The sequence below is a fragment of the Streptomyces sp. Y309 genome (assembly GCF_056712025.1).
Map to the genome: position 1 here is coordinate 4,317,969 of NZ_CM160048.1, position 13,519 is coordinate 4,331,487.

Below are 13,519 nucleotides of genomic sequence, written 5' to 3' on the forward strand. Positions count from 1 at the left end.
CCGGCGCACCCGCCACGAAGGAGTGGTCTTCTTCACGCGAACCGGCGCTCTCTTCTGCCGAACAGCACCCCGGGAAAGAGGGCGCGGCTACGCTACATGAACATGAAGATCGCTTTCGTGGGGAAGGGCGGCAGCGGGAAGACCACGCTGTCCTCGCTCTTCATCCGACACCTCGCCGCCGACGGCGCGCCGGTCATCGCGGTGGACGCCGACATCAATCAGCACCTGGGCGCCGCGCTCGGCCTCGACGAGGAACAGGCCGCCGAGCTGCCCGCGATGGGCGGGCGGCTGCCACTGATCAAGGACTATCTGCGCGGCACCAACCCGCGCATCGCCGGCGCCGACTCGATGATCAAGACGACTCCGCCCGGCGAGGGCTCGCGGCTGCTGCGGGTCTGCGAGGACAACCCGGTGTACGAGACGTGTGCGCGAGCCGTGGAACTCGACGGCGGCGCCGTGCGTTTGATGGTCACAGGGCCGTTCACCGAAGCCGACCTCGGTGTCGCCTGCTACCACTCCAAGACGGGAGCGGTCGAACTGCTCCTGAACCACCTGGTCGACGGCCGCGACGAGTACGCGGTGGTCGACATGACCGCGGGCTCGGACTCCTTCGCCTCCGGGATGTTCACCCGCTTCGACATGACGTTCCTCGTCGCCGAGCCGACCCGGAAGGGGGTCTCCGTCTATCGCCAATACAAGGAATACGCACGCGACTTCGGCGTCGCCCTCAAGGTCGTGGGCAACAAGGTGCAGGGCCAGGACGACATCGACTTCCTGCGTGAGCAGGTCGGCGACGACCTCCTGGTGACCGTCGGGCACTCCGACTGGGTGCGCTCCATGGAGAAGGGCCGTCCACCCCGGTTCGCGCTCCTGGAGGAGGGCAACCACCTCGCCCTGAAGTCGCTCCAGGCGGCGGCCGACGCCACGTACGACAGCCGCGACTGGGAGCGCTACACCCGTCAGATGGTCCATTTCCACCTGAAGAACGCGCAGAGCTGGGGCAACGAGCGGACCGGGGTCGACCTGGCCGCCCAGGTCGACCCCGACTTCGTCCTGCGTGAGTGCCCGGCCGCCGCTACGGCCTGATCACTGCTTGGCCGGCTCCGCGCCCGGGACTCCCCTGGGCGCCGGGGCGGGCCTGGCGGACAGGTAGGGGCGCCAGCCCTCCTTCGGGGCCTGGCCGACGCCGAGCCGGGTCAGCTTGTCGAGGACCTGCGGGTCCTGCGCGTCCAGCCAGTCGGCGAGTTGCCGGAAGGACACGCAGCGCACCTCGCGCTTGGTGCAGACCCGCTCGATGGTCTCCTCGATGGCGCGCATGTACGTGCCGCCGTTCCACGACTCGAAGTGGTTCCCGATGATCAGGGGGGCGCGGTTGCCGTGGTAGGCGCGCCTGAAGCCCTGGAGCAGGCCGTCACGCATCTGGTCGCCCCAGTACTCGTGCTGGTCCGGGTCGCCCTGGGAGGTCGAACCTGACTGGTTCACCATGAAGTTGTAGTCCATGGTGAGCGTCTCGAAGCCGCGGCCCGGGACGGGTACGAGCTGCATCGACAGGTCCCACAGGCCCTCCTTCTTCTTGGGCCAGAGCTGGTTGTTCACGCCGCTGGTGTCGTAGCGGAAGCCGAGTTCGCGGGCCGCGCGCATGAAGTTGGTGCGGCCTTCGAGGCAGGGGGTGCGGGCGCCGATGAGTTCCCGGTCGTAGTCGAAGGGCAGGGGCGCCGCCTTCTTCAGACCCGTGTTGGTCTTCCAGGCCTTCACAAAGGACTTGGCCTGGCTGATCTCGCTCTTCCAGTCGTCGACCGACCACTCGCCGACGCCCCGGCCCGTGCCGCAGAAGTGGCCGTTGAAGTGGGTGCCGATCTCGTTGCCCTCGAGCCAGGCGCCGCGGAGCTGGTCCACGGTGTCCTTGATTCCCTGGCGGTCGTTGAAGCCGATGTCCGAGCTGCCCTCCAGGTGCTGCGGCGGCTTGTAGAGCCGGCGCTTCTCCTCGGGAAGCATGTACACGCCGCTGAGGAAGTACGTCATCGTGGCGTCGTTCCGCTTGGCGACCTTGCGGAAGTGCGAGAACAGCTTCTGGCCGTCCTCGCCCGCGCCGTCCCAGGAGAACACCACGAACTGCGGGGGTTTCTGGCCCGGTCTGAGGCGCTCGGGTCTGGGCAGAAGCGGCTGCTGACCGGTGAACGCGGTCGAGCCGTCCCCGATCATGCGGACTGCCGCCTTGGGCGCCGGAGCACCGGCCGGCTTCTTCGCCCCGTGCGCGCCGCCTTTGGCGCCCGGTGAGTCGTCGTCGGCACACCCGGCCAGGGCCGCCGTGCAGACCATGAGTGCGGCGAGGCCGGCGGCCGTCCGCCGCGTCCCCGCCCCAGTCCTTGGGTTGGCGGCCATCTTCCGCCCACCTTCTTCCGTTGCAAGTCGGACAGAACGGCAGCAACTTCGCATGGCGGCACGGGAGACGTATTACGACAAGCCGATAAGCATTTTTATTCACTCATTGGAGTGATCACTTGCCCCATTTGCCGGGAAGGTCCTGACACGAGCTTTACTCAGGATTACTGTTCGTTTACCGAGAGTTGGCACATCCCGCCGCTGCAACGCCGTGACCCACGGCCGCGACCCGCCCTCCGGCGCCCGCCGGGGGACCCCTCGTTACGCGACCGCGCTGCCCCGGAGGAGACGGGAAACATGACTGCTTGCGTCCCCACCAGCGACAACGACTCGGCTCACGGCCCACGCGCCCAGCAGCCCCACGCGCCGCCGCCGCGCAAGAGATTCCGCATCGCCGGCGCCGACGTGTCCGCGTCCGTCGCCGTCTTCCTGATCGCCCTGCCGCTGTCCCTCGGCATCGCCCTCGCCACCGGCGCGCCGCTCCAGGCGGGCCTGGTCGCCGCCGCCGTCGGCGGACTCGTCGTCGGCCGCCTCGGCGGCGCCCCGCTCCAGGTCAGCGGCCCCGCCGCCGGCCTCACAGTCGTCACCGCCGACCTCATCCAGCGGTACGGATGGCGGACGACCTGCGCCATCACCGTCCTCGCCGGCCTCGCCCAAGTCGGCCTCGGCTGCCTGCGCGTGGCGCGCACGGCACTCGCCGTCAGCCCGGCCGTCGTACACGGCATGCTCGCCGGCATCGGCGTCACCATCGCCGTCGCCCAACTGCACATCGTGCTCGGCGGCACCCCGCAGAGCTCCGTGACCGCCAACCTCGGTGCGCTCCCCGCCCAGTTGGCCGACCTGCACCCGGCCGCGCTGTCCATGAGCGTGCTGACCCTGGCGGTGCTCCTGCTGTGGCCCCGCGTCCCCGGGCGGATCGGGCGCGCGCTGCGCACGCTCCCCGCCGCGCTCGCCGCCGTCGCCGTGGCCACGACCGTGGCGTCGGCGGCGGGGCTCCGGCTGCCCCGGGTCGACCTGCCGTCGTGGTCGCACCACGCCCTGCCGGGCCTGCCGGAAGGCCCCGTCCTCGGCATCACGGCCGCCGTCCTCACCATCACGCTCGTCGCCAGCGTCGAGTCGCTGCTCTCCGCCGTCGCCGTGGACAAGCTGACCACCGCCCGCAAGGAGCCGCGGGTGACCATCCCGCGCGCGGACCTCGACCGGGAGCTGCGCGGCCAGGGCGCGGCGAACATGGTCTCCGGAGCGCTCGGCGGACTGCCCGTCACCGGCGTCGCGGTGCGCAGCGCGGCCAACGTCCAGGCGGGCGCCGTCAGCCGCAACTCCACGACGCTGCACGGCCTGTGGGTCGTCGCCGCCGCGCTGCTCCTCGTCCCCGTGCTCGACCTGATCCCGCTGGCCGCCCTGGCCGCACTCGTCATGGCCGTCGGCGTCCAGATGGTCAGCCTCAACCACATCCGCACGGTCACCCGCCACCGCGAAGTGCTCGTGTACGCGGCGACCACGGTGGCCGTGGTGTTCCTCGGCGTCCTGGAGGGCGTGGCCCTCGGTGTCGCCGTCGCCGTGGCCGTCGCCCTGCACCGCCTCGCCCGCACCCGGATCACCTGCGAGGAGGACTCCGAAGGCGTCCATCACGTGCATGTGCGCGGGCAGTTGACGTTCCTCGCGGTGCCCCGGCTCAGCCGCTGCCTGCACCACATCCCGCAGCGGGCGCACGCGATCGTGGAGCTGGACGGCTCCTTCATGGACCACGCGGCGTACGAAACGCTGAACAACTGGCTGGACGCGCATGCCGCGCACGGTGGCAGCGCCGAGGTCACCGGCCGCGGCGGACAGCGCATCACCGAACCCGCGGCCACGGCGCACTGCGGCTGTCGCCCCTGGACGCCGTGGCGCAACCACCAGTGCGACACCCCCCAGGAGACCCCCCGGGTCGACGGCCGCGAGCAGCACCAACTGGCCAAGGGCATCAGCGCGTTCCAGCAGCACACGGCGCCGCGCCTGCGCGGTGAGCTGGCCCGGCTCGCGCGCGAGGGCCAGCGCCCCGTGCAGCTCTTCCTGACGTGCGCCGACTCCCGCGTCGTCACGTCGATGATCACGTCCAGCGGACCGGGCGACCTCTTCGTCGTGCGCAACGTGGGCAATCTGGTGCCGCTGCCCGGCGCCGAGAGCGGAGACGACTCGGTGGCGGCGGCGATCGAGTACGCGGTGGACGTGCTGCAGGTCAAGTCCATCACCGTGTGCGGGCATTCGGGCTGCGGAGCCATGCAGACGCTGCTCGATACGCCGCCGACCGGCGCGCCGACCCCCCTCAAGCGGTGGCTGCGGCACGCGCTGCCCAGCCTGGAGCGGATGGCCGAGCAAGGCCTCGTGAGGGCGGCGGAAGGAGGAGACACCACCCGCGCGGCAGGAGCCAAGGGCGGCACCACAGGCACCACAGGCAGCACAGGCAGCACAGGCACCGCCAACACCACCGCCGTCGACACCGCCGTCGACACCGCCAAGACCACCGCCGCCGACACCGCCGACAAGGCGGCAGCAAGCCCCCAGCCCTGGCCCCGCATCGCCGGCCGCGCCCCGGCCGACGCCGTAGAGCAGCTCTGCCTCACCAACGTCGTGCAGCAGTTGGAGCACCTGCGGGCCCACGAGGCCGTCGCACGGCGGCTCGCCGAGGGCTCGCTCGAACTGCACGGGATGTACTTCCACGTGGGCGAGGCGCAGGCGTATCTGCTGGCCGAGAGCGCGGAAGGAGGTGCGGAAGGGGGTGGGACGGCGCCCGCGGGGCAGGCACCCGACGAGGTGTTCAGCCAGGTCACCCCCGCCCGCCCGGTAGAGGTCTAAACCAATTTTCGGCAAGCCCTTGTCACCGGGGCAGGGTGTCTGATGAGCTGCGGCCTGGGACACAACGGACACCCTGGGAAAGGGAGATGTCGTGAGTAACGAAAGCCTGGCCAACCTGCTTCGTGAGGAGCGCAGGTTCGCGCCACCCGCCGAGCTGGCGGCGCACGCCAATGTCACGGCGGAGGCGTATGAGCAGGCCAAGGCTGACAGGCTCGGCTTCTGGGCCGCGCAGGCCCGCCGGCTGACCTGGGCCACCGAACCGACCGAGACGCTCGACTGGTCGAACCCGCCGTTCGCCAAGTGGTTCAAGGACGGCAGGCTGAACGTCGCGTACAACTGCGTGGACCGCCACGTCGAGGCGGGCCACGGCGACCGGGTGGCCATCCACTTCGAGGGTGAGCCCGGCGACAGCCGGGCCATCACCTACGCCGAGCTCAAGGACGAGGTGAGCCGCGCGGCCAACGCCCTGACGGAGCTGGGGATCACCAAGGGCGACCGGGTCGCCGTCTATCTGCCGATGATCCCCGAGGCGGTCGTGGCGATGCTGGCGTGCGCCCGCATCGGCGCCGCGCACTCGGTGGTCTTCGGCGGCTTCTCCGCCGACGCGATCGCCGCGCGCATCCAGGACGCCGACGCCAAGCTCGTCATCACCGCCGACGGCGGCTATCGCCGGGGCAAGCCGTCCGCGCTGAAGCCCGCGGTCGACGAGGCCGTCGGCCGCGTACAGGGCGTCGAGAAGGTGCTCGTCGTCCAGCGCACGAAGCAGGACGTGGCCTGGACCGAGGGCCGCGACCTGTGGTGGCACGACGTCGTCGGCAAGCAGTCCGCCGAGCACACCCCCGAGGCGTTCGAGGCCGAGCAGCCGCTGTTCATCCTCTATACGTCGGGGACGACGGGGAAGCCGAAGGGCATCCTGCACACCTCGGGCGGCTATCTGACCCAGACGTCGTACACCCACCACGCCGTCTTCGACCTCAAGCCGGAGACCGACGTCTACTGGTGCACGGCCGACATCGGCTGGGTCACCGGCCACTCGTACATCACGTACGGACCGCTGGCGAACGGCGCGACCCAGGTGATCTACGAAGGCACCCCGGACTCCCCGCACCAGGGCCGGTTCTGGGAGATCGTGCAGAAGTACGGCGTCACGATCCTGTACACGGCGCCGACGGCGATTCGTACGTTCATGAAGTGGGGCGACGACATCCCCGCCAAGTTCGACCTGTCCTCTCTGCGCGTCCTCGGCTCGGTCGGCGAGCCGATCAACCCCGAGGCGTGGATGTGGTATCGCAAGCACATCGGCGCCGACAAGTGCCCGATCGTGGACACCTGGTGGCAGACCGAGACCGGCGCGATGATGATCTCGCCGCTGCCCGGCGTGACCGAGACCAAGCCCGGCTCGGCGCAGCGTGCGCTGCCCGGGATCGCGGCGACGGTCGTGGACGACGAAGCGGGCGAGGTGCCGAACGGCGGCGGTGGCTATCTCGTGCTCACCGAGCCGTGGCCGTCCATGCTGCGCACGATCTGGGGCGACGACCAGCGGTTCATCGACACGTACTGGTCGCGCTTCGAGGACAAGTACTTCGCCGGGGACGGCGCCAAGAAGGATGAGGACGGTGACATCTGGCTGCTCGGCCGGGTGGACGACGTCATGCTCGTCTCCGGGCACAACATCTCGACCACGGAGGTCGAGTCGGCGCTCGTGTCGCACCCGTCCGTCGCCGAGGCCGCGGTCGTGGGCGCCGCCGACGAGACCACGGGACAGGCCATCGTCGCCTTCGTGATCCTGCGGGGCACGGCGAACGCGGAGGACGCGGGTCTGGTGAGCGGCCTTCGCGAGCACGTGGGCAAGACGCTCGGGCCCATCGCCAAGCCGAAGCGGATCCTGCCCGTGGCCGAGTTGCCGAAGACCCGCTCCGGGAAGATCATGCGGCGACTCCTGCGGGACGTCGCGGAGAACCGCCAGCTCGGTGACGTGACCACGCTCACGGACTCGTCCGTGATGGATCTGATCCAGTCCAAGCTCCCGGCGGCGCCCAGCGAGGACTAGTCACCTGCCACACCTCGGGGCACTCGGCGCCACCTGCGCCGAGTGCCCCTTTTGTGTTTAGGGTGACATTCGCCGGATAAGCCCAGGCGCACGATTAGGTAAGCTAAGGATCAACGTCAACAACGCGACAAGAAGTACATAGGTGCGCCGGGAAGTCTGGTCGGCATGTGCTCTGCCCTGCCTACCGACCGGAGGTCGACTCTCGTGGCCGCGCCCACCAACAACAACCGCAAGGCCTTCGGGCGCCTCTCCCTGCCCGAGCGCAATTTCGTCGCTGACGCACTGCGGGCCGAGACCGTCGGTGGCGTACTGCTCCTCGTCGCCGCCATCGCGGCACTGATCTGGGCGAACACCCCGATCAAGGAGAGCTACGAGAGCGTCAGGGACTTCCACATCGGGCCCGCTTCGCTCGGCCTCGACCTCTCCATACAGCACTGGGCGGCCGACGGGCTGCTCGCGATCTTCTTCTTCGTCGCCGGCATCGAGCTCAAGCGAGAACTCGTCGCCGGCGATCTGCGCGATCCCAAGGCCGCCGCGCTGCCCGTGATCGCCGCGATCTGCGGCATGGCCGCACCGGCGCTCGTCTACACGCTGGTGAACGTCCTCGGCGACGGCTCGAAGGCCGGCTGGGCCGTGCCGACCGCGACCGACATCGCCTTCGCACTCGCGGTCCTCGCGGTCATCGGCACCTCGCTTCCGTCGGCCCTGCGCGCCTTCCTGCTGACGCTCGCCGTCGTCGACGACCTCTTCGCGATCATCATCATCGCGATCTTCTTCACCAACGACCTGAACTTCGCGGCGCTCGGCGGCGCGATCCTCGGTCTCGCGGTCTTCTGGCTGCTGCTCCGCAAGGGCGTACGCGGCTGGTACATCTACCTTCCGCTGGCCCTGGCCATCTGGGGCCTGATGTACAACAGCGGCGTCCACGCCACCATCGCCGGTGTCGCCATGGGCCTGATGCTGCGCTGCCACAAGGAGGAGGGCGAGCCGCACTCCCCCGGTGAGCACATCGAGCATCTGGTACGTCCCCTCTCAGCGGGGCTCGCCGTGCCGCTGTTCGCGCTGTTCAGCGCCGGTGTCGCCATCTCCGGCGGGGCGGTCGGCGACGTCTTCACCAAGCCGGAGACCCTCGGCGTGGTGCTCGGCCTCGTCGTCGGCAAGGCCGTCGGCATCTTCGGCGGCACCTGGCTCGCGGCCCGCTTCACCAAGGCCGAGCTGAACGACGACCTGGCCTGGCCGGACGTGTTCGCGGTCGCCTCGCTCGCCGGCATCGGCTTCACCGTCTCCCTGCTCATCGGGGAACTCGCCTTCAGCGAGGACCCGTTGCTCACCGACGAGGTCAAGGCCGCCGTGCTGATCGGCTCGCTGATAGCGGCCGTCGTCTCCGGCATCCTGCTGAAGGTACGCAACGTCAAGTACCGCAAGCTGTGCGAGGACGAGGAGCGCGACGAGGACCTCGACGGCATCCCGGACGTCTACGAACAGGACAACCCGGACTACCACCTGCGGATGGCGGAGATCTACGAGAAGAAGGCCGCCGAGCACCGCAGACTTGCGCAACTGTCGGCCGGACCGAGCGACAGCGGCGACGGTCCGGCATGATCTGACCAGAAGTTCCGCACAGTCAGAGAAATGAGGAACAAGCGATGAGCGCACCCGACGGTCCCGTCGGCACCGAACGCAGCCTCGGCCAGCTCGTCTCCGCGGCGAGCAAAGAGATGTCGGAGCTGGTGCACGACGAGATCGCGCTGGTCAAGGCCCAGCTGACGCAGGACGTCAAGCGCGGTGCGATCGGCAGCGCCGCGTTCATCGCGGCCATCGCCGTGCTCATCTTCTCGCTGCCGATGCTGAGCTTCGCCCTGGCGTACGGCATCCGCACGTGGAGCGACTGGAACCTGGCGATCTGCTTCGTGCTGTCCTTCGCCGCGAACGTCCTGGTGGCGGGCCTGCTCGCGCTGATCGGCGTGATCTTCGCCAAGAAGGCCGCGAAGGGCAAGAGCCCGCAGAAGGCCGCGGCCGCCGCCAAGGAGACCGCCGCCGTCCTGTCGAACGTCAAGCCGCACCCGCGCCCCGTGGGCCCCTCGGGTGCCCTTGAGCTGGAGTCCGGTGAGCGGCCCAAGGCTGTGGCACGCTCGTCTTCATGACGGACCCCGCCGCTTCCTCTCAGCCATCGCAGACGCCGCCGCCCGCGACCGTACGGATCGAGGGCCCCTGGACGCACCGGGACGTCGCCGCCAACGGCGCCCGCTTCCACATCGCGGAGCTGGGCGAAGGCCCGCTGGTGCTGCTCCTGCACGGCTTCCCGCAGTTCTGGTGGACGTGGCGGCACCAGCTCGTCGCGCTCGCCGACGCGGGCTTCCGCGCGGTGGCGATGGACCTGCGGGGGGTGGGCGGCAGCGACCGCACGCCCCGCGGCTACGACCCGGCGAACCTCGCCCTGGACATCACGGGTGTCGTACGTTCCCTCGGCGAGCCCGACGCCGCGCTCGTCGGGCACGACCTGGGCGGCTACCTGGCGTGGACGGCCGCCGTGATGCGGCCCAAGCTGGTGCGCCGCCTCGCCGTCTCCTCGATGCCGCACCCGCGGCGCTGGCGCGCGGCGATGCTGCGGGACCGCAAGCAGACGGCGGCCGGGGCGTACGTGTGGGGCTTCCAGCGGCCGTGGCTGCCCGAGCGGCAGCTCGTCGCGGACGACGGGGCGCTGGTGGGGCGGCTCGTGCGGGACTGGTCCGGGCCGCGGCTTCCGGACGACGAGGCCGTGGAGACGTACCGCCGCGCCATGTGCATCCCCTCGACGGCGCACTGCTCGATCGAGCCCTACCGCTGGATGGTGCGGTCCCTGGCGCGGCCCGACGGGATCCAGTTCAACCGGCGCATGAAGCGGCCGGTGCGGGTGCCGACGCTGCATCTGCACGGCTCCCTGGACCCGGTCCTGCGCACGCGCAGCGCGGCCGGCTCCGGCGAGTACGTCGAAGCGCCCTACCGCTGGCGGCTGTTCGACGGGCTCGGACACTTCCCGCACGAGGAGGATCCGGTGGCGTTCTCGGCGGAGCTGGTGAACTGGCTGCAGGACTCCGAGCCGGACCGGTAAGTCGCCGGTCGGCGGGAAGCGGCTGGGGGTCCGGGGGTTATCCCCCGGGAAGACACAGTCCGCACGAGGAGGATCCGGTGGCGTTCTCGGCGGAGCTGGTGAACTGGCTGCAGGACTCCGAGCCGGACCGGTAGAGCAGTTCGTCACCCCGCGCGGGGAACTTTCGCCGCCCCTATGAGGGACGTTCGTCCTCCCTGCGGGGAACTACTGTCCTACGAACGCCAATTGCCTGCCGCATAGGCCAATTGGGGCCCTTGGGCGCGGTTACCGACCTTGAGGCACGGGCAGACGTCCGGGTATGGGCTGGACGCACGACTACAGTGACGTAGCACGCAAGCGCCGGACGGCCACCGTGGTGAACGGCCACGAGAGGGGCGGCCCGCACGATCCGGGACACCCCGGAGGCCCGGCTTCCGCCGAGGCGATCGGCATCCCTCGCATCCTGCGCCGCAGGGCCCGCTGGATGTCCGCCCGGCTGCGGCACACCCGCGACTGACCCGCCCCGTCCCGCGGCTCGCTCGCTACGGCGCATACCCCTGGGTTTTCTAGAACGGACGCTCTAGAGCGGGCTTTTTAGAGCGGGCTCTAGAGCGCACACCCCTGGCTGTCGACCTCCTGGTTGGCGGTGCGGCCGCGCTCGATGTCCTCGCGCACCTCGTCCGCGGTCAGCGCGTACCCGGTGTCCGGGTCGTCGAGCGACTTGGCGAACACCACGCCGTAGACCTTGCCGTCCGGGGTGAGCAGTGGGCCGCCGGAATTGCCCTGGCGGACCGTGGCGTACAGCGAGTACACATCGCGGCGGACCGTGCCCCGGTGGTAGATGTCCGGGCCGTTGGCCGTGATGCGGCCGCGCACGCGCGCGGAGCGCACGTCGTAGGGGCCGTCCTCGGGGAAGCCCGCCACGATCGCGCCGTTGCCGCTCTCCGCGTCCGTGGGGGTGAACTGCAGCGCGGGGGCGCGCAGGGTCGGTACGTCGAGTACGGCGATGTCGCGCTTCCAGTCGTAGAGCACGACCTTCGCGTCGTACTTCTCGGCCTCGCCCCCTATCTGCACCTTGGGCTCGTCGACGCCGCCGACCACGTGCGCGTTCGTCATGACGCGGCGCGGGGCGAACACGAAGCCGGTGCCCTCGAGGGCCTTGCCGCAACTGTGCGCGTCGCCGCTGACCTTCACGATGGAGCGCTTGGCGGTGGCGGCGACCCTGCTGCCCGCGAGCTTGGGGTCCGGGGGCTGGACGTCCTTGATGGGCTCGTCCGAGAAGGGGCTGAAGACCTGTGGGAAGCCGTTGCGCGCAAGGACCGAGGAGAAGTCCGTGAACCAGGTGTCGGCCTGGCCCGGCAGGGCGCGGTCGACACCGAGCAGCACCTTGGAGTTGCGGACCTCCTTGCCGAGGGTCGGCAGCGTCGTGCCCGCGAGGAGGGAGCCGATCAGCCAGGCCACGAGCAGCATGGCGACGACGTTGACCAGCGCACCGCCGGTGGCGTCCAGGGCTCTGGCGGGCTGCCAGGTGATGTACCGGCGCAGCTTGTTGCCCAGGTGGGTGGTGAAGGCCTGGCCGACCGAGGCGCAGACGATCACGACGACCACGGCGATGACGGCCGCGGTCGTGCTGACCTTGTCGCCCTCGTCGGTCATGGCGTCCCACACGACCGGCAGCAGATATACGGCGACGAGGCCGCCGCCGAGGAAGCCGATCACGGAGAGGATGCCGACGACGAAACCCTGGCGGTAGCCGACGATCGCGAACCATACGGCGGCGAGCAGCAGCAGGATGTCCAGCAGGTTCACGGATTCAGTCCTCGCCTCGCATCAGTCCCGCCTCGCCTCGCCTCGTCGTCGCCGTGTCTCACGGTCGCCGTGCTTCACGGTCTTCGCTGTGCCCTTCACGGTCCTCGCCGTCGCCGCGCCCGCGGTGTCGGCCGTCCGGACCGTCCTAGGCCCGGTGGCCCGGACGGCCCCGGTGAACGTGGCCCCCGCAACCTTGTCATGAGCCCCAGTCGAGCGGGACCTGCCGGTCCCGGTCCCAGGGGCGCTCCCAGCCCGCGTAGTGCAGCAGTCTGTCGATGACGCCGGCCGTGAAACCCCAGACCAGGGCGGACTCTACGAGGAACGCCGCGCCTCTGTGACCGCTCGGGTGGACCGTCGTCGCGCGGTTCGCCGGGTCCGTGAGATCGGCCACGGGCACCGTGAAGACGCGGGCCGTCTCGGCCGGGTCGACCACACCGACGGGGCTCGGCGCGCGCCACCAGCCGAGCACGGGCGTCACCACGAAGTCACTCACCGGGATGAACAGGCTCGGCAGCACACCGAAGAGCTGGACGCCGCTCGGGTCGAGGCCGGTCTCCTCCTCGGCCTCGCGCAGCGCGGCCCGCAGCGGGCCCTCCACGCGCGGGTCGCCGTCCTCCGGGTCGAGGGCGCCGCCGGGGAACGACGGCTGGCCCGCGTGCGAGCGCAGGGAGCTCGCCCGCTCCATGAGCAGCAGCTCGGGGCCGCGCTCGCCCTCCCCGAAGAGGATCAGGACCGCGGACTGGCGGCCCGCGCCGCTCTCCGGCGGCAGAAACCGGCTGAGCTGGTCCGGCCGGACGGTCTCGACGGCCCGCGCCACGGGGGTCAGCCACGCGGGCAGCCCCTCGACGCTGAGCAGCCCCCGGGCGGTGAGGGCGTGGTGACCGCCACGGAGGGCGGGGGCGGGGCCTTGGCCGTTGGGGGGCGCGGGAGCGGGGCGAGGGGCGTCCGGACGCGCGGGAGCGGGGCGAGGGGCGTCCGGACGCGCGGGGGCGGGGCGGGGGTCGTCCGGACGCGCGGAGGCGGGCCGTCGGCCCTCGGGGCGGGGGGCACCCCGGCGTGCGGGGGCGTGCTCGTGGCCGGGGCCGTCGCTCATGTCCGTATCGCCTGTGTGCGTGTCGGTTTCGCTTGCGTGCGTCTCGGTTTCGCCTGTGTACGTGTCGGTTTCGCCTGTGTCTTCGCCTGTGTGCGTGTCACTCGCGTGCGTCATCGGCACCCCCGTCCGTCTCTGCACAACGGCGTCCGCCCCACGGAAGGTTCCTCGCCAGGTTCCTCGCTCGACGACCTCCGCCCCGCGGATGTCTCCTCGCCGGAAGCCCTCCGCCCCGCGGACGGCTCCGCGTCCCCGCGGCCGCCCCGCCGCGCGCCCCGCC

The 13,519-nt window shown here is 70.7% G+C and carries 10 protein-coding genes; 7 read left to right on the top strand and 3 right to left on the bottom strand.

The window, feature by feature from the left end:
* The first annotated feature begins 102 nt into the window (after window positions 1-102).
* Window positions 103-1,086, top strand: a complete 984-nt coding sequence (locus AC0KTA_RS17170; RefSeq protein ID WP_481055989.1) for an ATP-binding protein — start codon at window positions 103-105, stop codon at window positions 1,084-1,086.
* Here the strand turns inward: AC0KTA_RS17170 and AC0KTA_RS17175 are convergent, their stop codons facing one another.
* Window positions 1,087-2,382, bottom strand: coding sequence for a polysaccharide deacetylase family protein (locus AC0KTA_RS17175; protein ID WP_481055990.1), 1,296 nt, complete (start codon window positions 2,380-2,382; stop codon window positions 1,087-1,089).
* Window positions 2,383-2,679: 297 nt separating this feature from the next.
* On the opposite strand from AC0KTA_RS17175, the gene AC0KTA_RS17180 reads away from it, so the two are divergent.
* The 6 genes from AC0KTA_RS17180 to AC0KTA_RS17205 all read left to right on the top strand — a co-directional run bounded on the left by AC0KTA_RS17180 (window position 2,680) and on the right by AC0KTA_RS17205 (window position 10,857).
* Entirely contained in the window at window positions 2,680-5,220 is a 2,541-nt protein-coding gene (locus tag AC0KTA_RS17180; protein ID WP_481055991.1) for a bifunctional SulP family inorganic anion transporter/carbonic anhydrase, read from the top strand.
* Between the two features lie 91 nt (window positions 5,221-5,311).
* Window positions 5,312-7,270, top strand: coding sequence for an acetate--CoA ligase (gene acs / locus AC0KTA_RS17185; RefSeq protein ID WP_481055992.1), 1,959 nt, complete (start codon window positions 5,312-5,314; stop codon window positions 7,268-7,270).
* A 204-nt stretch (window positions 7,271-7,474) separates the two neighbouring features.
* The gene (gene nhaA, locus AC0KTA_RS17190) at window positions 7,475-8,872 is read left to right on the top strand and encodes a Na+/H+ antiporter NhaA (protein WP_481055993.1); all 1,398 of its coding nucleotides are present in this window, start codon (window positions 7,475-7,477) and stop codon (window positions 8,870-8,872) included.
* Window positions 8,873-8,916: 44 nt separating this feature from the next.
* Entirely contained in the window at window positions 8,917-9,414 is a 498-nt protein-coding gene (locus AC0KTA_RS17195; RefSeq protein WP_481055994.1) for a phage holin family protein, read from the top strand.
* Window positions 9,411-10,361 (top strand): alpha/beta fold hydrolase, encoded by a 951-nt coding sequence (locus AC0KTA_RS17200; protein ID WP_481055995.1) that lies wholly within the window; start codon window positions 9,411-9,413, stop codon window positions 10,359-10,361. Before AC0KTA_RS17195 ends, AC0KTA_RS17200 begins: the two co-directional genes overlap by 4 nt.
* Before the next feature lie 298 nt (window positions 10,362-10,659).
* Window positions 10,660-10,857, top strand: coding sequence for a hypothetical protein (locus tag AC0KTA_RS17205; RefSeq protein WP_481055996.1), 198 nt, complete (start codon window positions 10,660-10,662; stop codon window positions 10,855-10,857).
* Window positions 10,858-10,946: 89 nt separating this feature from the next.
* Here AC0KTA_RS17205 and AC0KTA_RS17210 read toward each other — a convergent pair whose 3' ends face one another.
* Window positions 10,947-12,149, bottom strand: a complete 1,203-nt coding sequence (locus AC0KTA_RS17210) for a MarP family serine protease (protein WP_481055997.1) — start codon at window positions 12,147-12,149, stop codon at window positions 10,947-10,949.
* Window positions 12,150-12,345: 196 nt separating this feature from the next.
* Window positions 12,346-13,005, bottom strand: a complete 660-nt coding sequence (locus AC0KTA_RS17215; RefSeq protein WP_481056455.1) for an NUDIX hydrolase — start codon at window positions 13,003-13,005, stop codon at window positions 12,346-12,348.
* Window positions 13,006-13,519 lie beyond the last annotated feature (514 nt).

Coding starts and splice junctions, on each gene's coding strand:
- AC0KTA_RS17195 (WP_481055994.1), top strand. CDS start 8,917: ATGAGCGCACCCGACGGTCCCGTCGGCACCGAACGCAGCCTCGGCCAG.
- AC0KTA_RS17170 (WP_481055989.1), top strand. CDS start 103: ATGAAGATCGCTTTCGTGGGGAAGGGCGGCAGCGGGAAGACCACGCTG.
- AC0KTA_RS17175 (WP_481055990.1), bottom strand. CDS start 2,382: ATGGCCGCCAACCCAAGGACTGGGGCGGGGACGCGGCGGACGGCCGCC.
- AC0KTA_RS17200 (WP_481055995.1), top strand. CDS start 9,411: ATGACGGACCCCGCCGCTTCCTCTCAGCCATCGCAGACGCCGCCGCCC.
- AC0KTA_RS17205 (WP_481055996.1), top strand. CDS start 10,660: ATGGGCTGGACGCACGACTACAGTGACGTAGCACGCAAGCGCCGGACG.
- AC0KTA_RS17180 (WP_481055991.1), top strand. CDS start 2,680: ATGACTGCTTGCGTCCCCACCAGCGACAACGACTCGGCTCACGGCCCA.